Annotated in this window: 22 protein-coding genes and 1 tRNA gene; 17 read left to right on the top strand and 6 right to left on the bottom strand. The window is 46.3% G+C overall.

The features are described from left to right. Nucleotides 1–5: 5 nt before the first annotated feature. The gene (gene rph, locus ICE90_RS07115; protein WP_216191705.1) at nucleotides 6–746 is read right to left on the bottom strand and encodes a ribonuclease PH; all 741 of its coding nucleotides are present in this window, start codon (nucleotides 744–746) and stop codon (nucleotides 6–8) included. Nucleotides 747–813: 67 nt separating this feature from the next. Here rph and ICE90_RS07110 point away from each other — a divergent pair, with 67 nt between their 5' ends. Genes ICE90_RS07110 through ICE90_RS07095 form a run of 4 tightly spaced genes read left to right on the top strand, consistent with a single transcriptional unit; the run spans nucleotide 814 to nucleotide 5067 of the window. Continuing rightward, nucleotides 814–1743: a YicC/YloC family endoribonuclease gene (locus ICE90_RS07110; RefSeq protein ID WP_216191704.1), complete on the top strand. Its 930-nt coding sequence runs from the start codon at nucleotides 814–816 to the stop codon at nucleotides 1741–1743. Between the two features lie 16 nt (nucleotides 1744–1759). Next, nucleotides 1760–2398, top strand: a complete 639-nt coding sequence (gmk, locus tag ICE90_RS07105; protein ID WP_216191702.1) for a guanylate kinase — start codon at nucleotides 1760–1762, stop codon at nucleotides 2396–2398. A 44-nt stretch (nucleotides 2399–2442) separates the two neighbouring features. Beyond that, nucleotides 2443–2646, top strand: coding sequence for a DNA-directed RNA polymerase subunit omega (gene rpoZ, locus ICE90_RS07100; RefSeq protein WP_011902918.1), 204 nt, complete (start codon nucleotides 2443–2445; stop codon nucleotides 2644–2646). Nucleotides 2647–2661: 15 nt separating this feature from the next. Further along, nucleotides 2662–5067, top strand: coding sequence for a bifunctional (p)ppGpp synthetase/guanosine-3',5'-bis(diphosphate) 3'-pyrophosphohydrolase (locus ICE90_RS07095; protein ID WP_215319913.1), 2406 nt, complete (start codon nucleotides 2662–2664; stop codon nucleotides 5065–5067). Between the two features lie 3 nt (nucleotides 5068–5070). Here the strand turns inward: ICE90_RS07095 and greB are convergent, their stop codons facing one another. Beyond that, nucleotides 5071–5571, bottom strand: coding sequence for a transcription elongation factor GreB (gene greB / locus ICE90_RS07090; RefSeq protein WP_216191700.1), 501 nt, complete (start codon nucleotides 5569–5571; stop codon nucleotides 5071–5073). A gap of 18 nt (nucleotides 5572–5589) precedes the next feature. Here greB and ICE90_RS07085 point away from each other — a divergent pair. From ICE90_RS07085 to ICE90_RS07050, 8 genes are all read left to right on the top strand, one after another. After that, nucleotides 5590–5666 (top strand) — tRNA-Arg (locus ICE90_RS07085). 89 nt (nucleotides 5667–5755) lie between these two features. Further along, nucleotides 5756–6928, top strand: a complete 1173-nt coding sequence (locus tag ICE90_RS07080) for an ABC transporter permease (protein ID WP_215319909.1) — start codon at nucleotides 5756–5758, stop codon at nucleotides 6926–6928. Next, nucleotides 6928–7704, top strand: coding sequence for an ABC transporter ATP-binding protein (locus tag ICE90_RS07075; protein WP_215356938.1), 777 nt, complete (start codon nucleotides 6928–6930; stop codon nucleotides 7702–7704). Before ICE90_RS07080 ends, ICE90_RS07075 begins: the two co-directional genes overlap by 1 nt. Further along, nucleotides 7701–8627: an MlaD family protein gene (locus tag ICE90_RS07070; RefSeq protein WP_215319905.1), complete on the top strand. Its 927-nt coding sequence runs from the start codon at nucleotides 7701–7703 to the stop codon at nucleotides 8625–8627. Before ICE90_RS07075 ends, ICE90_RS07070 begins: the two co-directional genes overlap by 4 nt. Next, a complete protein-coding gene (locus ICE90_RS07065) occupies nucleotides 8624–9250 on the top strand; it encodes a membrane integrity-associated transporter subunit PqiC (RefSeq protein WP_216191698.1) in 627 nt (208 codons plus the stop codon). The genes ICE90_RS07070 and ICE90_RS07065 overlap by 4 nt, the downstream gene beginning before the upstream one ends. Nucleotides 9251–9275: 25 nt before the next feature. Then, the gene (locus ICE90_RS07060; protein WP_216863851.1) at nucleotides 9276–10241 is read left to right on the top strand and encodes a tripartite tricarboxylate transporter substrate binding protein BugE; all 966 of its coding nucleotides are present in this window, start codon (nucleotides 9276–9278) and stop codon (nucleotides 10239–10241) included. A gap of 30 nt (nucleotides 10242–10271) precedes the next feature. After that, the gene (locus ICE90_RS07055) at nucleotides 10272–11057 is read left to right on the top strand and encodes an SDR family oxidoreductase (protein WP_216191696.1); all 786 of its coding nucleotides are present in this window, start codon (nucleotides 10272–10274) and stop codon (nucleotides 11055–11057) included. Then, entirely contained in the window at nucleotides 11054–13540 is a 2487-nt protein-coding gene (locus ICE90_RS07050) for an ABC transporter permease (RefSeq protein ID WP_216191695.1), read from the top strand. The genes ICE90_RS07055 and ICE90_RS07050 overlap by 4 nt, the downstream gene beginning before the upstream one ends. A 23-nt stretch (nucleotides 13541–13563) precedes the next feature. Here the strand turns inward: ICE90_RS07050 and ICE90_RS07045 are convergent, their stop codons facing one another. Genes ICE90_RS07045 through ICE90_RS07030 form a run of 4 tightly spaced genes read right to left on the bottom strand, consistent with a single transcriptional unit; the run spans nucleotide 13564 to nucleotide 15762 of the window. Continuing rightward, nucleotides 13564–14100 carry an RDD family protein gene (locus ICE90_RS07045; RefSeq protein ID WP_216191694.1) on the bottom strand — a complete coding sequence of 179 codons (537 nt, stop codon included), beginning with the start codon at nucleotides 14098–14100 and terminating at the stop codon, nucleotides 13564–13566. A gap of 8 nt (nucleotides 14101–14108) precedes the next feature. Next, nucleotides 14109–14717 carry a DUF3106 domain-containing protein gene (locus ICE90_RS07040; RefSeq protein WP_255533324.1) on the bottom strand — a complete coding sequence of 203 codons (609 nt, stop codon included), beginning with the start codon at nucleotides 14715–14717 and terminating at the stop codon, nucleotides 14109–14111. Nucleotides 14718–14737: 20 nt separating this feature from the next. Next, entirely contained in the window at nucleotides 14738–15196 is a 459-nt protein-coding gene (locus ICE90_RS07035) for a DUF3619 family protein (RefSeq protein ID WP_215319894.1), read from the bottom strand. Then, nucleotides 15193–15762, bottom strand: coding sequence for an RNA polymerase sigma factor (locus ICE90_RS07030; protein ID WP_215319892.1), 570 nt, complete (start codon nucleotides 15760–15762; stop codon nucleotides 15193–15195). The genes ICE90_RS07035 and ICE90_RS07030 overlap by 4 nt, the downstream gene beginning before the upstream one ends. Nucleotides 15763–15955: 193 nt before the next feature. On the opposite strand from ICE90_RS07030, the gene ICE90_RS07025 reads away from it, so the two are divergent. Genes ICE90_RS07025 through pssA form a run of 5 tightly spaced genes read left to right on the top strand, consistent with a single transcriptional unit; the run spans nucleotide 15956 to nucleotide 20895 of the window. Continuing rightward, nucleotides 15956–17743, top strand: coding sequence for an acetolactate synthase 3 catalytic subunit (locus ICE90_RS07025; protein ID WP_216191692.1), 1788 nt, complete (start codon nucleotides 15956–15958; stop codon nucleotides 17741–17743). Then, nucleotides 17743–18234: an acetolactate synthase small subunit gene (gene ilvN / locus ICE90_RS07020; RefSeq protein WP_011902903.1), complete on the top strand. Its 492-nt coding sequence runs from the start codon at nucleotides 17743–17745 to the stop codon at nucleotides 18232–18234. Before ICE90_RS07025 ends, ilvN begins: the two co-directional genes overlap by 1 nt. Before the next feature lie 51 nt (nucleotides 18235–18285). Next, nucleotides 18286–19302, top strand: coding sequence for a ketol-acid reductoisomerase (gene ilvC / locus ICE90_RS07015; protein ID WP_046329933.1), 1017 nt, complete (start codon nucleotides 18286–18288; stop codon nucleotides 19300–19302). Between the two features lie 53 nt (nucleotides 19303–19355). After that, on the top strand, nucleotides 19356–20003 hold the full coding sequence (locus tag ICE90_RS07010; protein WP_215319888.1) for a phosphatidylserine decarboxylase: 648 nt from the start codon (nucleotides 19356–19358) through the stop codon (nucleotides 20001–20003). 28 nt (nucleotides 20004–20031) lie between these two features. Then, nucleotides 20032–20895 (top strand): CDP-diacylglycerol--serine O-phosphatidyltransferase, encoded by an 864-nt coding sequence (gene pssA, locus ICE90_RS07005; RefSeq protein ID WP_215319886.1) that lies wholly within the window; start codon nucleotides 20032–20034, stop codon nucleotides 20893–20895. The last annotated feature ends 77 nt before the right edge of the window (nucleotides 20896–20972 follow it).

Here is a 20972-nt window from a genome sequence, read left to right as displayed (position 1 = left end):
GATCTTTATTTCAATGCATCACTTTGCATTTGGGTGAGTTCTTGAATACCATGCTCGGCCAGATCCAGGAGTGCATTGAGTTCCCCTCTAGAAAAAGCGGCGCCTTCTGCTGTGCCTTGAACTTCAATCATTCCACCTTTGCCAGTCATGACCACATTCATATCGGTATCGCAAGAAGAGTCTTCTGGGTAATCCAAGTCCAGCACAGGAACGCCTTGATAAATACCAACAGAAATTGCAGCAACGCTATCGATTATTGGATCCTTACTCAGGGCGCCACTTTTAAGAAGTTGGTTTACCGCATCTCGAGCTGCAACATAAGCGCCCGTAATTGATGCAGTACGCGTTCCACCATCAGCTTGCAGTACATCGCAGTCAAGATGAATTGTTCTTTCACCTAATATTTTTAAATCAAAGACGCTACGCATGGCGCGACCAATGAGACGTTGGATTTCTTGGGTGCGGCCTGATTGTTTGCCTCGGGCAGCCTCACGATCGCTGCGAGTGTGGGTAGAGCGGGGGAGCATGCCGTATTCAGCAGTAACCCAGCCTTCGCCAGAACCCTTCTTATGCGGTGGCACCTTTTCGAGAATGCTGGCAGTACACAGTACCTTGGTATCCCCAAAGGCGATCAATACTGATCCTTCAGCATGTTTGGTGAAGGCTCTAGAAATGGTAACTGGGCGCAAATCGGTGGGCTTACGGCCGCTAGGGCGGGCATTATTGGCTGGGCTTGTTGTACTCATGGAAATGGGGTCCTGTGGGTTTTAGTCTATTTCGGGTTTAGTTCAATAATGAATCTACAATGTCCATATGATATCGAGCATGACTGGTTATGGCAGCGCTTCTCGCCAAGTCTCCCTAGGAGCTGGTGTAGTTGCTGATCTGCAGGTGGAATGTAGGGCTGTTAACAGCCGCTTTCTGGATCTAGGATTTCGTCTTCCGGACGAGTGTCGTGGGGCAGAGCCTGCCTTGCGAGAACTGGCTACCCAAAGCCTATCGCGCGGAAAAGTCGAATTTAGGGCGGCATGGCGGGTCAATAGCGCAGCAGCAGGTGCCGCCAAAAGCAATCCTCATGCACTTGGGGCCATTAATAAAGACCGCTTAGACGCTTTGTATACCCTGCAAGAAAAAGCCCAAGATGCATTTCCTAAAGCCCAAGAGTTGAGCATTGCTGAAGTGCTGCGCTGGCCAGGCGTTGTCTCTGAGCCGCGGGGCGAGGAAGATAGTTGGATTACTGCTGCAGTCGAGGCTGGACGAGCTGCTCTCGCAGCGCTGATGGAAAGTCGTCACGCGGAAGGTAAGGCCTTGGTTGGTGTACTTATCAATATCACTGGCAAGATGCGTGACATCGTGAAAGTGATTGAACCTAAAGTTCCAGAGTATGTTGCTCAGTACCAAGAAAAACTCACAGAGCGTCTCGCTGAAGCGCTAGCTGCTCAAGAAAAAGCCAAGGCAGGCGCTGAACTGATGGAGCGCATTCGTCAAGAAGTTGTGCTCTATGCAGTGCGCATCGATGTGGCTGAAGAGTTCGCACGCTTAAAGACCCATCTTCAGGCAGTAGATACCGCGCTTGCAGGCAAAGGCCCTGTTGGTAAGCGTTTAGATTTTTTGATGCAAGAGTTAAATCGCGAAGCCAATACCTTAAGCTCAAAGTCTGTATCAGGGGAGTGCACACAAGCAGCCTTAGAACTCAAGCTTATGATTGAGCAAATGCGTGAGCAAGTTCAAAACCTCGAGTAATCCTTACTATTGATTTATGACTAACTCCACTCCGACACCATCCTACCAAGGCAGCATGTTGATGATTGTTGCGCCCTCAGGCGCAGGAAAATCCTCTTTGGTAAATGCCTTGCTTAATGACGAAGCTGGACTGAAGTTATCTTTATCAACCACCACACGCACACCACGACCTGGTGAAGTGGATGGCAAGGATTACCGGTTTCTGGCAAAAGAAGATTTTTTGCAAGAACGTGATCAGGGACATTTTTTAGAGTGGGCAGAAGTCCATGGTCATTTTTATGGCACCTCAAAACCTTGGATTGAATCTCAAATGCAGTCTGGCAGTGATGTCATGCTGGAGATTGATTGGCAGGGTGCCCAACAAATTCGGAAGTTAATACCCTCTGTGCAGTGGATCTTTATCTTCCCGCCATCCATAGAGGCTTTAGAAGAGCGTCTACGTAAGCGTGGTCAGGACGATGAAGCAACGATTCAACGCCGCTTGGCGGCTGCCCATGTAGAGCTTCTGCATGCTCATGAGGCAGATTACATCGTGGTGAACGATTCTTTTGACCAGGCTTTGGTCGATTTAAAGCACATATTAGCTTCCAGCCGGCTGCGCTCTGGCCCCAGTATGGCCAGAAATCCAGCACTTTTGAAGCGTCTCGGGGTCTAATCAGTTATCCTATAGGTATTGAAGCTAAATTAAGTGAGTCCAGCATGGCACGTATTACTGTAGAAGATTGCCTTAAAACTATTCCAAACCGTTTTGAACTGGTTTTAGCTGCGACATATCGTGCTCGCCAATTAGTACAAGGTCACTCCCCACGTGTTGAGTCCAGAGATAAAGCTACCGTAGTTGCATTGCGTGAAGTGGCTGCTGGTGTGACTGACCGTGACATGTTGACCAAAGTACCTCTGTAATTAAGGAGTTCCGGTGTGGAGCTCCCTTTAGGACTAGCCAATACATCGGAAAAAGTAGGAAGCATCTCGTCTAAGGATGCTTCGCTTGACTCTTCACGAGATTCAGCTCAAGCACAGTTGTTGGATACGATTTCCGACACACCAATTCAAAGTGGTAAAAAATCCATCATTGCGAGTTTGTTGGCGCAATCGAGTCGTCATTTGTTCGGTCCGACATCTGCGCCGATACTTCCGCTCAAACACCAAGTAGTTTCTATTGAGGGATTGCTATCTAAGCTTTCCTATTTGAAACCCGAAGAAATTGCACAGGTTAAAAAGGCATTTCAGTTTTCTGATGCTGCTCATCTAGGTCAATACCGTCATAGCGGCGAACCTTATATTACCCATCCAGTTGCTGTAGCCGAACTATGCGCAACGTGGCGCTTGGATGCGCCATCCATCATGGCCGCATTGATGCACGATGTGATTGAAGATACCGGCTGCACTAAAGCAGATTTGGTTGAAAAGTTTGGCAATAAGGTGGCAGAGTTGGTTGAGGGCTTAACTAAACTCGATAAATTAGAATTTCAAAGCCATGCTGAGGCTCAAGCAGAGAGCTTTCGCAAGATGTTCATGGCCATGGCGCGTGATGTGCGTGTCATCTTGGTCAAGCTTGCTGACCGTACCCACAATATGCGCACCCTGGATGCTGTACCCATGGAGAAGCGCCGTCGTGTAGCTGCTGAAACAATCGAAATCTACGCACCAATCGCTCATCGTCTAGGATTGAACATCATTTATCGTGATCTACAAGATCTCAGTTTCCGCTACTCCATGCCCATGCGTTTCCGAGTTATTGAGGGCGCTGTAAAGCGGGCGCGTGGCAACCGTAAGGAAATGGTTGAGAAGATTTTGCAGGCATCACGCATGGCCTTTGCTAAGGCCAATTTAGAGGTTGATCTGCGCGGTCGTGAGAAGACGCTCTTTAGCATCTATACAAAGATGCGCTCAAAGCATTTAAGCTTTTCGCAGGTGTTGGATGTATATGCATTCCGGGTTACCGTACATTCCATTGATGAATGCTATCGCGCACTCGGTATCTTGCATTCTCTATACAAGCCCATGCCAGGGAAGTTTAAGGATTACATTGCCATTCCTAAATTAAATGGCTATCAGTCTTTACATACCACTTTATTGGGACCATCTGGAGTTCCAGTAGAGTTTCAGATTCGCACAACCGAAATGCATGCGGTAGCTGAGGCTGGAGTAGCTGCGCATTGGGCCTATAAAGACGGCTCCCCTGATATGAGCGAGGTGCAAAACAGAGCCCACCAATGGCTGCAATCCTTGATTGATATTCAGGATAGCAGTGGCGACTCTCAAGAATTTTTAGAACACGTCAAAATCGACTTGTTCCCAGATGCAGTTTATGTATTTACGCCAACTGGGCAGATTAGGGCCTTACCTAGGGGTGCAACTGCTCTAGATTTTGCATACTCTATCCATAGTGATCTGGGTAATACCTGCGTAGCCGTCAAAATCAACGGCCTGCAATTACCTTTGCGTAGCGAGCTTAAGAATAGTGACATTGTTGAAGTTATTACTTCAGCAAGCTCACAACCTAATCCTGGTTGGCTTGCGTTTGTGCGCACCGGCAAAGCGCGCGCCTCCATACGGCATTCCCTTAAAACAAAACATTATTCTGAATCACTTCAACTAGGCGAGCGTCTTTTAGCAAATGCTTTACGTCAGCAGGGCGTTGACGCTGCCTTATTAAGCCCAGAAATTTGGGAAAAGCTAACGCATTGGACGGGCGACAAAACCCGCGAAGAAGCGTGCGTCAATATTGCTTTAGGTAGGCGCTCTCCACAAGAGCTGGCAATTCGTCTCAAGATTTTGATTGATGATGAGGGTGGCGCAGAGCAAATGCGCTTGGGTGTTGCTGATTGGGTTGCGCCTAATCAAGAGACAAGTCACCATCATCAACGTCAAGCCATCCTAGTCGATGGGCGTGAGGGTAATTCGATTCATTTCCAAACTTGCTGCCATCCCATTCCAGGCGATAACATCATTGGTTATCTAGGTAAGGGTGAGGGATTACAAGTTCATACCAACGACTGTACAGTGGCATTGCGCATGCTCTCAAAGGATAGTGATAAGTGGGTCGAGGTTGAATGGGGCAAAGATCTGAATCGTGAGTTTGAATTGGACCTAGCAATCGATACGCGCCAAGGTAAGGGTGTTTTGGCTAGGGTGGCGAGCAGTGTTACTTCTGCAGACTCCAACATCATGAATGTATCCATGGAAGATCGCTTCAAAGAAGATTCGGTCACCATCCGCTTTACGATCCAGGTTTATGACCGATTGCATCTTTCTAAGGTGATGCGCAGTTTGCGCGCCAATCCAGATGTCATGCGCGTAACCCGTACTCGCGCTGTTTGAACCCTATAAGTATTGAACGTCTAAGATTTCAATTTCAGCGGGACCGGTGGGTGTTTGTATAAAAACACAGTCTCCGATCCGAGACTTGATTAAGGCCTTTGCTATAGGTGAGACCCAGCTGACATGCCCTTTATCCAGGTCAACCTCATCAACGCCCACAATTGTGATTAAGGTCTTCTTATTGGCGTCAGCTCCCTCCAGGGTTGCGTAGGTCACAGTAGCCCCAAAGAACACCTGCTCAGCGTCATTTTCTCCTGATTTTCGAGCTGAATTATCAACCACCACGGCAAATTCTAGGCGTTTATTCAGGAAGCGGATCCGCCTATCAATCTCCCTAAGACGCTTTTTCCCGTAGATATAGTCCCCATTTTCAGACCGGTCACCGTTGCTCGCGGCCCAGTGCACAACCCTGACAACCTCCGGTCTATCAAGGTTTAAGAGCTGAAGGAGCTCGGTCTTAATGCGTTCGTGACCAGCGGGGGTGATGTAGTTCTTCTCTTCCATGGCATAATTATGGCTGTTGCGGCTGTAGCTCAGCTGGATAGAGTACTTGGCTACGAACCAAGGGGTCGTGGGTTCAATTCCTGCCAGCCGCACCAACCTTTATGAGGGCCTAGTTGAAAGACTGGGCCCTTTCTCTTTTTAGGCTTTTCTCAGATCTTTCACAGAGATACCTTATAGTCTGCTTATGAGCACTTCTGACACCATTTCTGCCGTTTCTGATGCCTCAGTGGCCATTTGGTCTCAGGTGGATGCCAATAACGCCAAAGTGCTAATGAGTGGCAATGTAAACGTCTATTCCTTGGGCGGTGTTTGGACTCAAATCCGCGATTCTCAAGATGTGTGGCTCAAGCAGGGTGATGGCAAAAGCAAGTCCCTAACTTTCGATGCAAGCAAAGTCACTTTTTTAGATGGGGCTGGTATTGCATTTCTGATTGGGATTGAAGAGGCGCAAACAACAGCGGGTGCAAAGTTTAATGTCGTTGGTTTAGATCCTCGCTATGAACCTTTGCTAACTGAATTCAATCCGATCGGCAATTTATTTCCAGTTCCAGTTGTAAAGCCCAAAAGAAGTTTTGTGGTCAGCACTGGAATGGCAACCCAAAATTTAATTGATGATGCTGTTGGATTAATTTCATTTACTGGACATCTTGCGGCTGATTTAGCTTGGTCTATTCGTTACCCCAAGCAAGTGCGCTGGGGTGATTTTGTAAATGCTGCAGTGCAGGCGGGTATTGCAGCATTGCCCATCGTTGGGTTGGTGGCGTTTTTGATTGGCGTCATTCTTTCTTTCCAGGCTGCTATTGGCATGCAGCAGTTTGGCGCAGTATCCTTTGTTGGTCCGCTGGCGGCCTTGGGTATTGTGCGAGAAATGGGCCCATTAATTACCGCCATTTTGTTAGCAGGGCGTTCCTCAGCAGCCTTTGCTGCCGAGATTGGCACGATGACTGTCAATAGCGAGGTAGATGCGCTGGTATCTGGCGGCTTAAGTCCAATTCGTTTTTTAGTTGTGCCACGTGTTCTGGCCGGTATTTTGGTTGCGCCTATTTTGACTTTGTTTGCTGACATCGTCAGTATTTTTTCCTCAATGTTGACGATGTTGATCTATGGGATTCCTTTTATTAACTTCTACAACGGCATGCTATCGGCTGTAGACATTGAAGATATTGGCTCAGGTTTAATTAAAGCGACGCTTTTTGGCGTGGTTGTTTCAGCGGTTGGTTGCCTGCGTGGCATGCAAACGGGAAATGGTGCGGCTGCAGTTGGTATTTCAGCTACTAGAGCAGTCGTCAGTAGTATTGTTTTGATTGTGCTAGTTGATGGTATTTTTGCCTTCATTTCCTATAAGACAGGTTTCTGATGGACACGCCAAATAAATCACAATGCGCAATTGATGTTCAAAACCTCACTGTAGGTTATGGCTCTAACGTCCTGATGCAAAATCTGAATTTCACGGTGAATTATGGAGAAATTTTTGTAATTTTGGGTGGTTCAGGTTGTGGCAAATCCAGTTTGTTAAAAAACTTGTTTGGTCTTTATCAGCCTTTGTCTGGCGATGTTCTGATTGAAGGGCAAAACATTACCACTGCTGCTGGAGCTGAGCGCCAGAAGATCATGACAAGCTTTGGTGTGATGTATCAACAAGGCGCATTGTTTGGTTCCATGAACCTGCTCGATAACGTGACTTTGTTTATGCAGGAATATACCCAGCTAACACAAGCGCAAATGGATTTACTGGCGCGCTGCAAGTTGGATTTAGTCGGTCTGTTGCCTTATGAGTCTTATATGCCCAGTGAAATTAGTGGAGGCATGCAAAAGAGGGCGGCGATCGCTCGCGCCATGGCACTGGACCCCAAAATATTATTCTTAGATGAGCCATCTGCTGGCTTGGATCCTATTACGTCGGCCGATCTCGATAGCACGATCCAGGATTTATCGAAAAACCTAGGCATCACCTTTGTCATCGTATCCCATGAGCTTGCTAGCATCTATGCCATTGCTGACAAAGTAATCATGTTGGATAAAGGTGCTAAGGGAATCATAGCTGAGGGAGATCCAAAAGTATTGCGCGATACCAGTAAAGATCCACGGGTGCATCAATTCTTCAATCGTATTATGAGCAAGGACGCAGCATGAGTAATAACTCAAATCCCAATTATTTTCGCTTAGGCGCCTTTGTGCTCGCCGCAATTGGTGTACTGATTGCTGTGATCCTCATTTTTGGCGGAGGTAAATTCTTCCAAAAATCATTTATGGTCGAAACCTATATCAAGCAGTCTGTAACTGGCTTAGACGCTGGGGCGGCTGTGCGGTTTCGCGGAGTCAAGATTGGTCAGGTCACATCGATCGGCCTATCCGGTGATATCTACGAAAAAGATTTGCCTTTTCATGATCGTCGCCAGTATGTTGTTGTCAGAATGCAAATTTTTGGTGACAAAGTAAATGAAGATCAAATTAGTGAGTTTGTAAAAAATAATCTACGTGCTCGCGTAAAGTCAATGGGTATTACTGGGGTGAACTATATCGAGTTTGATTTTGTCGCAAATGCCTCTCTTACTCCGCCACTTCCTTATTCTTGGAAGCCTGCATACTCAGTTATTCCATCTCTACCGAATCAAGCGGATGAAATTATTTCGGGTATTCAAAGGCTGATTGGCGCTCTCAACGATATGAATATCGATGGCACCCAGAAAAAATTGGATGCCTTGCTAGGCAATCTCAATGTGCTGATGGCAGGCGACGGCAAAGGTAATGAAGGCGTCATTGAGTCTGTTAAGCAGTTGAACGTCATCATGGCTCGCATTAATAAAGCAACCGATAAAGAAGAGATCGGGGTTCTGATGCGTGAGTTGGTGGCGGCTACTACTTCCTTGCGTCAGACTATTACTAGTGTTCAAGGCGATACTGTGTTGACGATAGAAAATATTAAGCAGGCAAGCGAAAACTTAAACGAATTTAGCCGTATTGCAAGCCAATCACCATCAAGCCTCATTTGGAGTGAACCACCAAAGAAAATTACACCTAATAGCAGTGTAGGTCAGTCTGGAGCCCAGAAATGATCAAGCGTGTCTTATTGAGCTTTGCCATCATGGGATTAGTCTCTTGCTCCTTGCCCACTAGACCCCCAGTTGGGCCCACTACCTGGATGGTATCCCCAGATAGAACTGCGGCACCGCGTCAAGCTCGCACAGATGTTTGGTTGAAGATGGGTTCTGTATCAGTTACGCCACCCTATGATGGCAGATCTTTAGTCTACCGTACTGGTGATCAACGTTATGAAAAGGATTTTTATAACGTCTACGCAACCATTCCCGCTGAAATGATTGGGAATGCTGAACGCCAATGGATGAACAAGGCCAATATTTTCTCCTCAACGGTAGGTCAAAGTAACAGCTTCTTTCCTTACTATTATTTACAAGCAACTGTAGAGGAATTCTATGGGGATTATCGTAAGCAGCCAGAGGCGGTAGTGAGTGTTGAGTTTTTCTTGAGCGCTACTAGCGCCGGCAAAGTAAATCCCTTGATTGGTGCAAACCGCTATACCAAGCGCGTAGCCCTCAAAGACAATACCCCTGAAGCACTGGTATTGGGCCTGCAAGAAGCACTGGCTCAGATTTTCCAGGAGTACGAGGCCCAACTTTATAAATACGCCGGCAATTTACCAAAACCTTTAGGTCAGTAACTTTATGAAATCCACTCCAGTAAGTATGATCAAAATCGTTGGCGCAACATTACTGATTGCCGCAAGCGTACTTGCCCCGGCACACGCAGATACTTTCCCCAATAAACCTATTCGCTTAATCGTTCCATTTGCGCCCGGTGGAAGTACAGACATCATTGCGCGAGCTGTTGGGGATGCTTTGGGTCGTCAGCTAGGTCAACCGGTAATTGTCGAAAATAAAGCAGGTGGTGGTGGCTCTATTGGGGCATTGGAAGTCATGCGCTCACCGAAAGATGGTTACACCATTGGTATGGCTACCGTTTCTACCACAGCAGCTAATCCAGCGATTAACCCAAAGATTGGCTACGATCCCATTACGGACTTCACGGCCATCAGCAATATTGCTGCGACACCAAACATCATTGCAGTAAATCCATCATTCCCGGCAAAGGATTTCAAAACCTTTATGCAGGTTTTGAAAGCTAATCCTGGAAAATATTCTTATTCAAGCTCTGGCACTGGTGGCATTGGGCATCTTCAAACCGAACTTTTCAAGAGTTTGACTGGGATATTTATTGTGCACATTCCTTATCGTGGAGCTGGTCCTGCGTTAGCCGACACAGTGGGCGGTCAGGTTTCGATGATCTTTGACAACTTGCCATCGTCCTTGCCATTCATTAAAGACGGTAAGCTAGTGCCGATTGTGGTGGCTGCACCTAAGCGCTTAGCTCAATTGCCGAATGTGCCCACTTTTGCTGAAGTGGGTTTAGCACCAGTTAATCGCATGGCTTATTACGGTCTATTGGGCCCTGCAGGAATGCCAAAAGATATCGTGGACAAATATACCGCTGCTTTACAAAAAGTAGTGACCGATCCTGCGGTTAAGAAGCGTATTGAAGATACCGGCTCAATCATTAATGTGAATGGTTCTGAAGCGTTTGCAAAAGAAATTAAAGCCGAGTACACCGTTTACAAAGAGGTGGTTGCCAAGCAGAAATTGCAGTTAGATTAAAAATATAAAAAATTAGTTTTTGGAGACGAGATGGACTTAGGGTTAAAAGGTAAGGTTGCGTTAGTGATGGCTTCTAGCCGTGGCTTGGGTCAGGCAATGGCAGTGTCATTGGCCAAAGAGGGTGTAAAGGTAGCTGTTACTGGTAGAAATGCTGAGGGCTTGAGTGAGTCCGTCAAATTGATTGAAGCTGTAGGCGGACAGGCTTTGGCACTTAATTGGGATCTATCTGATTCTTCAGTGATTGATAGCTTGGTCTCAAAAGTGGAGAGAGAACTTGGCCCCATCGATATTCTGATTAATAACACTGGTGGACCACCGCCAACACCAGCAGCCGGTCAAGATCCCGCGCTCTGGCAAAAGAGTTTTAACGATATGGTTTTATCGCTCATTGCCATTACGGATCGTGTATTGCCTGGCATGCGCGAGCGTAAGTGGGGTCGTGTTATTACTAGCACCACTTCAGGTGCTATTGCCCCAATTAAAAATTTAGCCATTTCTAATACTCTTCGCGCAGCCTTGCTTGGGTGGTCGAAAACATTGGCTGCAGAAGTGGCTGCCGAAGGTATTACTGTTAATGTCATCATGCCTGGAAGAATTGCAACCGATCGTCTGCGTCAGTTAGATGAAGCGCGTGCAAAGCGGGAAGGCACCAGCTATGAAGATGTTGTTAAAGCTAGCTTAAGACAAATTCCAATGGGTAGATATGGCGATCCCAAGGAGTATGGTGATGCCGCTGCATTTTTAGCTAGCCAAAATGCCTCATTTATTACTGGTACCGTCGTGCGTATTGATGGCGGACAAATACAGGCAATTTGATTAAATCATTTCTTCGTTTCTTGGGTGGTTTGAGATGTGAGTTGCGTTCAAGCGAGTTAGCTTGGCTATTCGTTGCTTTAACTCTTTCGGTAACAGCCCTATCTAGCGTCAGTTTTTTAGCGGATCGAATGCAAAAGGCATTTGCATTCGATGCTCGCCAACTCCTAGCTTCCGACTTGCTGATTGTTTCTGATCAGCCTTTACCTAATCTCTTTTTAGACAAGGCTAAGAATGGAGGTCTACAGCAAGCTCAGACGATTGTGTTTCCGAGTATGGCAACTGTGGGTTCACACAGTAAACTCGCTTCAATTAAGGCGGTAAGCCCTCAATATCCTCTGCGTGGCGCTTTGCGCGTGCAATCCAAGTCCCAAAACAAGATATTGACTGCCGGACCTAAGGTAGGAGCAGTGTGGGTTGACCCCGCCATGTTAGCAAGCCTACATGCAAATGAAGGCGATTCTATTCAGCTTGGTCTAAAAGTCTTTGTGATTGACGGAATTTTAGAGCGTGAACTCGATCGTGGGGCCGGGTTTATGAACTTTGCACCTCGAATCATGATGCCCATGTCTGATCTTGCTGATACAGGACTCATTGGCCTTGGTAGCAGAGTAACCTACAGATTGTTATTGGCTGGTTCTGATGAGCAAATTCATTCTTATGGCGAATGGGCAAGTCAATATATTGAGTCCGAGAGTCTTAAGGGTATTCGCATTGAAACTCTGGAGAATGCGCAACCCCTGATGCGCAAAACACTTGAGCGCGCAGATCATTTTCTTTCCTTGATTGCTTTATTGACTGCGATGGTAGCTGCTGTTGCTATAGCTTTATCGGCTCATCGCTATACACGCAAACAGGCGAATTCCTGCGCTGTTTTGAAATGTCTTGGAGCCAGTTCCACCATGATCCTTAGGCGACAAGGACAGACTCTTCTAGCACTTGGTTTTATCGCTGCAATGATGGGCTCTATTTTGGGTTACCTTGGGCAGCAGGTTTTAACTCTTCTCTTGGGAAATCTAGTATTCACTGAATTACCGCCCGTCTCTTTTGGACCTGTCCTTTGGAGTGTGCTGGTAGCTTGGTTCATATTATTTGGTTTTGCTGGCCCAACAATACTCAGTTTGGTAAAGGTATCCCCAATTAGATTGATTAGAAAAGAGTTTGATGGCATCGGCATTTCCACTATTTGGACTGCTGTATGTGGATTGGCCGCGGCATTGATATTGATTATGCTTGCAGCACGTGATTGGAAGCTTGCCTTATGGACAAGTTTGAGTTTTGGAGTTTCCATCATCCTTTTCGCCTCTGTATCTTGGGGAATCTTAAAGCTGCTTTGCAGGATACGCACCCAAGGTTTTTCTCTGGGATTTGTTACTCTTGCTCAAGGGCGAAGAGCAGGTCTTGCGGTGGTGCAAATTACAGCGCTCGGTATTGCATTGATGGCGCTCTTATTGGTGCTGCTCTTGCGAGCTGATTTCTTAAGCGCTTGGCAAGGCAACATACCGAGTGATGCGCCTAATCGCTTCATGATTAATGTTCAAGATGATCAGAGGCGGGGGCTTACAGAGTCTCTTCAGAATGCAGGCGTTTCAGCTCCGCAGTTTTATCCAATGGTGCGTGGCCGCTTGATTGAGGTGAATGGCAAAGACATCACGCCTAACGACTATGTAGAAGAAAATGCAAAGCGTTTAATTGATCGAGAGTTCAATTTATCCTATACCGACCAGTTGCCATCAGGCAATCAAATCCTAACGGGCAAGTGGATTGTGGGCGATGCGCCGCAGATTTCGATGGAAACCGGCATCGCTAAAACCTTGAAGCTGAATTTGGGCGATCAGTTAACCTTTGAGGTTGCCGGAGAAAAAATTGTTGCCCCAATTACCTCCTTGCGAAAGCTTGACTGGGGTTCCATGCGCGTGAACTTTTTTGTCATCATGCCGCCTGCTCAGTTGCAATCATTGCCGCAATCTTGGATTACCTCTTATTACCAATCGCCCAAACAAGAATCTTTGGATTTCGATCTAAGCCAAGCCTATCCCAATTTAACTATTGTGGATGTCTCAGCCTCGCTGCAACAAATACAGGAGGTATTGAATAAGCTCTCCTCAGTATTGGGTTTGCTATTGGCATTTACGATTGCAGCAGCGTTCTTGGTTTTAATGTCAGCTATCGCAGCCACGCAAGATGAGCGCTATAAAAATGCGGCTCTATTAAAAGCTTTGGGCGCCTCTCGAAATACCTTAGCTAAGATTGCGAATATTGAATTAGTCATGATTGGCTTGATAGCAGGGCTCCTAGCAGGCCTAGCCTCTGGTGCTGCAGCTTGGGCTTTGGGCTATTTTGTGATGGAGATTCCATTTAATGCCTTTGGTGAAGCCATATTAATGGGTGTCGCATTTGGAATTTGCGCTTGCCTTGCATCTGGATATCGCTTTCAGAGAAAAATTCAGAAGGCGACTGCAGTGGAATGTTTACGAGAAGCCTGATTTAGAAAATCAAGATGCAGCTGTTAATTCAAGGTAACGAGGTTTTTTGGTAGCTCAACCAATCGTGTGGCAGCCAAACGGTCTGGAAGGCTTTGTCGATATAGAAAACTCTGACGATCTAAATAAATACTGAGCGGCCAAATTAACAAAGCTACGGTAAATAGCATCTCAATGATTTGCCATTTCTCTAAATGAAATGCCCATTGCAATAGTACGCAAGGAATAAGCCAGAGCGAGCCATAGACATAACGCCAAAAGGCTTGTCGTTTAGTGAGATTGAAACCGCCCCGTCCTACAAGGCGAACCCGCCATGTTTGCATGGCGAGAGTTTGACCAGAGTTAGTCCAGTACCAAGCAAAATAAATCCCCAGCACGGCGTAGAGATATAAAAATGTCAGCCAGCCGGGTAATGAGATACCAAATAGCATCCCTAAGCAAAGATTAGGGACTAGAAAAGTAAATGCAATGACGCCGAGTAATACGAGCTGTTCATAGAGGCAGCAAGACACTCGTCGCCAAAATTGAGGTGAGGGTAAGGCGTCTAATTCAGCAGGTGTCATGCGACCGCTTAATAAGGAGAGCCGGCTTCTGCATTAGATCCAGTACCTTCTGCTGGCGCAGGTGTGCTTGGAGCAATGACGGCGGCGGGGAGGGCAACCTTAGGTGAAATAGGATGCTGCTGAAGTGTCGGGGCATTAGCGGCAGTAGGCTTTTTCTTGAGTTCAGATTCAGCTAACTTCTTCTTTTGCTCATCACTTAATTTTTGGTAGGCATACCATGCTTCTGCTTTTTTCTCGGCAGGGAATTTTAGGCTGGTGAGGTAGTTTTCGCGAGCAATGCGACGATCTTTTTGTGAAAGATTTGACCAACTTGTCATGCGGGATTGTAGGCGCTCTTGATCTTGAGTGCTCATCTTGGGGTAAATGTTGGCAACCTGAATCCATTTTTTGCGACTATCGGGCAACATGTAATCCCAGTCGCTTTCTAGCGGCGCAAGAATTTGCTGTTGCACCGGCTTTAAACCATCCCAAGTGCCATCAGGTTTTTTTTCAGGAATGGCCGTAGCCTTTCCGTGCGGGGCGCTAGGCACTCCTTGTGCTAGTGCTGGGCTCACCTGAGTGGCGCAGAAAAACGCCACTAGGGCTGCGCCACAAACTTGACATGTTCTGGTTCTCATAAACATCAAACAAGTCAAGATTATTTACTGCGTACTAAGTCGGATTGGCTATCAGGTTCGGAGAGAGAGCCGTTTTTGAGGAAGGCCATAAATCCACTGTCTGCATATGCATCAGGAGGCACATCGTCAGACAAAAGAGCAGCATCAACTTCTGCGATGTCATTAATACGAGAATCATCTTGCCACTGGGCAATGCCAATCAGGCCAAATACGAGGACCACCAAAGGAGCAATCCAGCCTACGGTATCCCAGAGAGTATTAGATCCAGAGGTCCAATTACGCGATGAACCAGCTAAAACTTGTTTTTGAATGCGTACTTTCTCTGGTTTTCTAACTGAAAGGGCCTTCATACGTGCTGCATATAGACGATCTTTTAGGTGCTTGGGAATGCTCTGAGTACCTTGACGAAGCAGGGCAGCGCTAGCCTGGCCAAATTGGTCGACTTGAGTCTGGGTAAGTTGGTCATCAAAGTGTTTCACAGCGTAATTCCTTTTAATTTCAATGCTTTAGCTAATGTCTGGGTGGCTCTAGAGCAGTGCGTTTTAACGCTTCCTTCACTGCAACTCATTGCTTTGGCCGTCTCAGTAATGCTTAGCTCATCCCAATAACGCATCAGGAAGGCTTCTCGTTGACGTACAGGCAATTTAGATATTTCTGACTCAAGGGCCTGTAAAAGCTGACTTTTTTCAAGCTTATGCGCCCCATCTTGGTGAATTTCACTGTCATCAGGGGCTGAAAGGGACTCCAAGGGGTCAAAATCATCGCCTTCATCGGTCTTTTTGCCCATATTGGAAAACAAGGTGACCCAGGTATTTCTAACCTTTTGCCTTCTAAACCAATCATGAATCCGGTTTTGCAGAATTCTGGTGAATACTAAGGGAAGCTCTCCTGCTGGTCGATCACCGTATTTTTCGGCTAATTTGATCATGGCGTCTTGCACGATATCCATCGCAGCATCATCGTCACGCACGGCGTAAACAGCCTGCTTAAAAGCGCGCTGCTCAACACTACTGAGAAAGTCGGATAGTTCTTGGGCTGATGCCATGCAATGGATTAGACCTGAATCTGTAAGAATTGAGTCATTTTAGGGGATTGCTATAGAATATAGGGCTTACTACCTAGAATCTCATTCAAGAAGTGGTTTTTTCCGGTAGCAGCGCCGTTCGAACTCAGGCCAAAAGCAAGAGATAGAGCAGACCAAACAATTTTTTGCCGAAAATTGCAAAGGACGAAAGAAAATGAATACAAGCAGCGCCGAATTTTTAGCTACTAAAGCTAACAAAGATACAGCAAACACATATCTCGTAGAGGCGCCTCCAGAAATGATTGGTGCTGAAATGCTCGTGCATGCACTGCACAAGGAGGGTGTTGAATTTGTCTGGGGTTACCCGGGTGGATCCGTTCTCTTTATCTACGATGAAATTTTTAAACAAGATAAGTTCGAACACATTTTGGTTCGCCATGAGCAAGCAGCAGTTCATGCTGCCGATGGTTATGCGCGCGCAACCGGTAAGGTTGGCGTTGCATTAGTTACCTCTGGCCCAGGTGTTACCAATGCGGTGACTGGAATTGCAACCGCCTATACGGATTCGATCCCATTGGTGATTATCAGCGGTAACGTGCCAACATACGCGATTGGTGAAGATGCTTTCCAAGAGGCTGATACCGTTGGTATTACTCGCCCAGTAGTGAAGCACAACTTCCTCGTGAAAGATGTTAAAGATCTTCCGTTGGTTCTGAAGAAGGCATTCCACATTGCGCAGACAGGTCGCCCTGGTCCTGTATTGATTGATATTCCTAAGGACGTATCTGCAGCCAAAGGACCATTTGTTTATCCAGAGACTTTGGAAATGCGCTCTTACAACCCTGTTGTAAAGGGCCATAGCGGTCAAATTCGTAAAGCGGTGGCTTTATTGCAAGAGGCAGAGCGTCCATACATTTATACCGGTGGTGGCGTGATCCTTTCTGATGCTGCTCCAGAGCTCAAAGAGTTTGCTGACTTACTCGGTTATCCAGTAACCAATACCTTGATGGGCTTGGGTGGTTTCCCTGGCACAAGTCCTCAGTTCTTGGGCATGCTCGGCATGCACGGTACTTATGAAGCCAATATGGCGATGCAACACAGTGATGTGTTGATTGCCATTGGCGCACGCTTTGATGATCGTGTGATTGGTAATACACAACACTTTGCAAGTCATCCACGCAAAATTATTCATATTGATATTGATCCTTCCGTTATCTCGAAGCGTGTCAAAGTAGATGTTCCTATTGTTGGTAATCTCAAAGAAGTATTGGTAGAGATGACCGCCCAATTGAAAGCTGCTGGTCCACGCAAGAATGGCGACAAAGTTGCCGCTTGGTGGGATCAGATTAATGAGTGGCGTAAAAAAGATTGCTTGAAGTACGATGAAGCCTCACAAATTGTGAAGCCACAGTATGTGGTTCAAAAGTTGTGGGAGCTCACTGGTGGTGATGCATTTATTACGTCTGACGTAGGTCAGCATCAAATGTGGGCCGCTCAGTTTTATAAGTTTGATCAGCCACGTCGTTGGATCAATTCAGGTGGCCTGGGTACCATGGGCGTAGGTTTGCCTTATGCCATGGGTATCAAAAAAGCATTCCCTGATAAGGATGTATTTGCCATCACAGGCGAAGGCTCTATTCAGATGTGTATTCAGGAGCTCTCTACCTGCAAGCAATACAACACGCCAGTGAAGATCGTGTCCTTGAACAACCGTTACCTAGGCATGGTTCGTCAGTGGCAAGAGCTTACCTATAACAAGCGTTATTCCAGCTCATACATGGATTCTTTGCCTGACTTTGTAAAGTTGGCAGAGGCCTATGGTCACGTTGGTATGCGTATCGAGAAAAAATCTGATGTTGAGGGCGCGCTCAAAGAGGCGATTCGTCTAAAAGATCGTACGGTGTTTATGGATTTCCAGACTGACCCAGAAGAAAACGTTTGGCCTATGGTTCAAGCAGGTAAGGGTATTACTGAAATGCTTTTGGGTAGTGAGGATCTCTAATGCGACATATTATTTCTGTACTCATTGAGAACGAGCCGGGCGCCTTATCGCGTGTAGTAGGTTTATTTTCTGCGCGTGGTTACAACATTGACACTTTGAGCGTTGCGCCTACTGAGGATCCATCCTTATCTCGCATGACTATCGTCACATTTGGCTCTGATGATGTTATTGAGCAAATTACTAAACACTTAAATCGCTTGGTTGAAGTAGTGAAGGTATTTGATTTAAGCGAAGGTCCTCATATCGAGCGTGAGCTTATGATGATTAAGGTGCGTGCGGTAGGTAAAGAGCGTGAAGAGCTCAAACGTACCACTGATATCTTCCGCGGTCGCATCATTGATGTGACTGATAAGAGTTACACCATTGAGTTAACTGGCGATGGTGCCAAGTTGGATGCCTTTATTGATTCGATTGATCGCGCTTCGATTCTCGAAACTGTCCGTTCGGGTGGTTCTGGAATTGGTCGCGGCGAACGCATCCTCAAGGTTTAATTTTTTTAACTGATTACTGCATTAATTACATTTTCAATACAAGGAAAGAGCATGAAAGTTTTTTACGATAAAGACGCTGATTTGTCCCTCATTAAGGGCAAGAAAGTCACCATCATTGGTTATGGTTCACAAGGTCACGCACACGCATTGAATCTAAAAGATTCAGGCTGTAACGTTACTGTTGGTTTGCGTAAAGATGGCGCCTCCTGGAGCAAGGCTGCTAATGCTGGCTTGACAGTAAAAGAAGTTGGCGAAGCGGTTAAAGATGCAGACGTTGTCATGATGCTCTTGCCAGATGAGCAAATTGCTGATGTTTACAGCAAAGAAGTGCATGGCAATATCAAACAAGGTGCTGCTTTGGCGTTTGCCCATGGCTTTAACGTTCACTACGGACAAGTTCAGCCACGTGCTGACTTGGACGTAATCATGATTGCTCCAAAAGCTCCTGGTCATACAGTTCGTGGCACATACGCTCAAGGTGGCGGTGTTCCTCATTTGATCGCTGTTTACCAAGATAAATCTGGCTCCGCTCGTGATGTTGCGTTGTCTTATGCAACTGCAAACGGCGGTGGCCGTGCTGGCATTATCGAAACGAACTTCCGTGAAGAAACTGAAACTGATTTGTTCGGTGAGCAGGCTGTTCTTTGTGGCGGCGCAGTTGAATTGATCAAAGCCGGTTTTGAGACTTTGGTTGAAGCTGGTTACGCTCCTGAAATGGCTTACTTCGAGTGCTTGCATGAGCTCAAGTTGATTGTTGACTTGATCTACGAAGGTGGTATTGCTAATATGAACTATTCCATCTCTAACAACGCTGAGTACGGTGAATACGTTACTGGCCCACGTGTTGTAACTGAAGACACTAAAAATGCAATGCGTCAGTGCTTGAAAGATATTCAGACTGGTGAGTACGCCAAGAGCTTTATCCTGGAAAACAAAGCAGGCGCGCCTACTTTGATTTCACGTCGTCGTTTGAATGCTGAACATGACATCGAAGTAGTTGGTGCTAAGTTGCGCGCCATGATGCCTTGGATTGCTAAGAATAAGTTAGTTGATCAGACTAAGAACTAAGCTACAAGCTAAGCATCTACTAATAGCATTTCAATAAAAGGCTCAGAACAAAGATGATGTATCCGCACCCCATTATTGCGAAAGAAGGTTGGCCGTATTTAGCGTTAGTGGGAGCAGTGACTTTGCTAGTTCACTACTTAGGTGGCATAGCTTGGTCATGGCCTCTTTGGATCATTTTTTTCTTTGTTCTGCAGTTCTTTCGTGACCCACAGCGTATTCCTGCTTTAGGTCGCGATCTTGTTTTATCTCCAGCAGATGGCCGGATTGTTGTCGTTGAAAAAACCAATGATCCGTATGCTGGCCGTGAAGCGCTCAAAATCAGCGTATTCATGAACGTTTTTAATGTGCACTCTAATCGAAGCGCGGTAAATGGCTTGGTGAAAGAGATTCAATACTTCCCTGGTAAATTTGTGAATGCAGATTTGGATAAGGCATCTACAGAGAACGAGCGAAATGCCGTTGTTATCGATGCTAATGGTCAAGTAGTTACTTTAGTCCAGGTTGCTGGTTTAATTGCCCGCCGTATTCTTTGCTACATTCATGTTGGCGATCGCCTCAAAGCAGGTGAGCGCTATGGATTTATTCGTTTTGGTTCGCGAGTAGACATTTATTTGCCGCTCACTGCAGAGCCGCTAGTGAGCGTTGGCGATAAAGTATTTGCAACAAATACAGCCTTGGCTCGTTTGCCTGGTTTGGATTAATTCGAAATATTATTCACTGGGATATTCTTTGACTACATTTCGCCGTCGTGGTCGTATTGACCGTAGCCGCCTCTCTCAGAAACGTCTGACTTCTTCACAAGATCAATGGGCTGAAGACTTAGGTGATGGTATTGATTACGAAGTTGAGGAGTTGCATCCTCAAAAGCCCCGCCTACGCAGCAAGGGCATTTATCTTCTTCCAAACGCTTTTACAACCGCAGCTTTGTTTTGTGGCTTTTATGCCATTGTGAATGCAATGAATCACCAGTTTGAGATTGCGGCAATCGCCATTTTTGCTTCAATGGTATTGGACGGCATGGATGGGCGTGTGGCACGTATGACCAACACTCAAAGCGCTTTCGGTGAGCAGTACGATTCTCTTGCTGATATGGTCTCATTTGGTGTTGCGCCTGCATTGGTCGCTTATGAATGGGCATTAAAAGATTTGGGTAAGTGGGGGTGGTTGGCGGCATTTACATACTGTGCTGGCGCTGCCTTGCGATTGGCGCGCTTTAATGTGAATACCGGTGTAGTGGATAAGAAATTTTTTCAAGGCCTGCCAAGTCCTGCTGCAGGTGCTTTAATGGCTGGTTTTATTTGGTTGGCTGATGACAACAAAATTCCAGTTCGCGATACAGCCATTCCTTGGGTTGCTTTCTTTATCGCTGTCTATGCTGGACTCACTATGGTCTCAAATGCCCGCTTTTATAGCGGCAAGGCCTTGGATGTTCGTTACCGCGTGCCATTTGGCGTAATGGTTTTAATGATCCTGACCTTTGTCTTGATATCCTCAAACCCGCCATTAACGCTGTTTGGTTTATTTGTGATTTATTCCATCTCTGGATATGTAATTTGGGCCTGGGAGCGTCTCAGCGGTAAACGTTTTAGCTAATTCCCTATTTTTGGGGTATATTAATTCCATGTTGATGAATTTCTCGCCTTTAACTGGCCTCCTTCTGCTAGCACTAA

The organism is Polynucleobacter sp. AP-RePozz3-80-G7 (genome assembly GCF_018882145.1).
GTDB lineage: Bacteria > Pseudomonadota > Gammaproteobacteria > Burkholderiales > Burkholderiaceae > Polynucleobacter.
Note: the sequence above shows the minus strand (reverse complement) of the source record. Positions and strands in the feature narration are given on the sequence as shown.

What these genes read in the sequence shown, in the direction of transcription:
- ilvN (WP_011902903.1), top strand. Translation starts at nt 17,743, where the DNA reads ATGCGACATATTATTTCTGTACTCATTGAGAACGAGCCGGGCGCCTTA.
- ICE90_RS07040 (WP_255533324.1), bottom strand. Translation starts at nt 14,717, where the DNA reads ATGAGAACCAGAACATGTCAAGTTTGTGGCGCAGCCCTAGTGGCGTTT.
- ICE90_RS07045 (WP_216191694.1), bottom strand. Translation starts at nt 14,100, where the DNA reads ATGACACCTGCTGAATTAGACGCCTTACCCTCACCTCAATTTTGGCGA.
- ICE90_RS07030 (WP_215319892.1), bottom strand. Translation starts at nt 15,762, where the DNA reads ATGGCATCAGCCCAAGAACTATCCGACTTTCTCAGTAGTGTTGAGCAG.
- ICE90_RS07025 (WP_216191692.1), top strand. Translation starts at nt 15,956, where the DNA reads ATGAATACAAGCAGCGCCGAATTTTTAGCTACTAAAGCTAACAAAGAT.
- ICE90_RS07055 (WP_216191696.1), top strand. Translation starts at nt 10,272, where the DNA reads ATGGACTTAGGGTTAAAAGGTAAGGTTGCGTTAGTGATGGCTTCTAGC.
- rpoZ (WP_011902918.1), top strand. Translation starts at nt 2,443, where the DNA reads ATGGCACGTATTACTGTAGAAGATTGCCTTAAAACTATTCCAAACCGT.
- ICE90_RS07065 (WP_216191698.1), top strand. Translation starts at nt 8,624, where the DNA reads ATGATCAAGCGTGTCTTATTGAGCTTTGCCATCATGGGATTAGTCTCT.
- gmk (WP_216191702.1), top strand. Translation starts at nt 1,760, where the DNA reads ATGACTAACTCCACTCCGACACCATCCTACCAAGGCAGCATGTTGATG.
- greB (WP_216191700.1), bottom strand. Translation starts at nt 5,571, where the DNA reads ATGGAAGAGAAGAACTACATCACCCCCGCTGGTCACGAACGCATTAAG.
- ICE90_RS07070 (WP_215319905.1), top strand. Translation starts at nt 7,701, where the DNA reads ATGAGTAATAACTCAAATCCCAATTATTTTCGCTTAGGCGCCTTTGTG.
- rph (WP_216191705.1), bottom strand. Translation starts at nt 746, where the DNA reads ATGAGTACAACAAGCCCAGCCAATAATGCCCGCCCTAGCGGCCGTAAG.
- ICE90_RS07110 (WP_216191704.1), top strand. Translation starts at nt 814, where the DNA reads ATGATATCGAGCATGACTGGTTATGGCAGCGCTTCTCGCCAAGTCTCC.
- ICE90_RS07010 (WP_215319888.1), top strand. Translation starts at nt 19,356, where the DNA reads ATGATGTATCCGCACCCCATTATTGCGAAAGAAGGTTGGCCGTATTTA.
- ilvC (WP_046329933.1), top strand. Translation starts at nt 18,286, where the DNA reads ATGAAAGTTTTTTACGATAAAGACGCTGATTTGTCCCTCATTAAGGGC.
- ICE90_RS07075 (WP_215356938.1), top strand. Translation starts at nt 6,928, where the DNA reads ATGGACACGCCAAATAAATCACAATGCGCAATTGATGTTCAAAACCTC.
- ICE90_RS07060 (WP_216863851.1), top strand. Translation starts at nt 9,276, where the DNA reads ATGATCAAAATCGTTGGCGCAACATTACTGATTGCCGCAAGCGTACTT.
- ICE90_RS07080 (WP_215319909.1), top strand. Translation starts at nt 5,756, where the DNA reads ATGAGCACTTCTGACACCATTTCTGCCGTTTCTGATGCCTCAGTGGCC.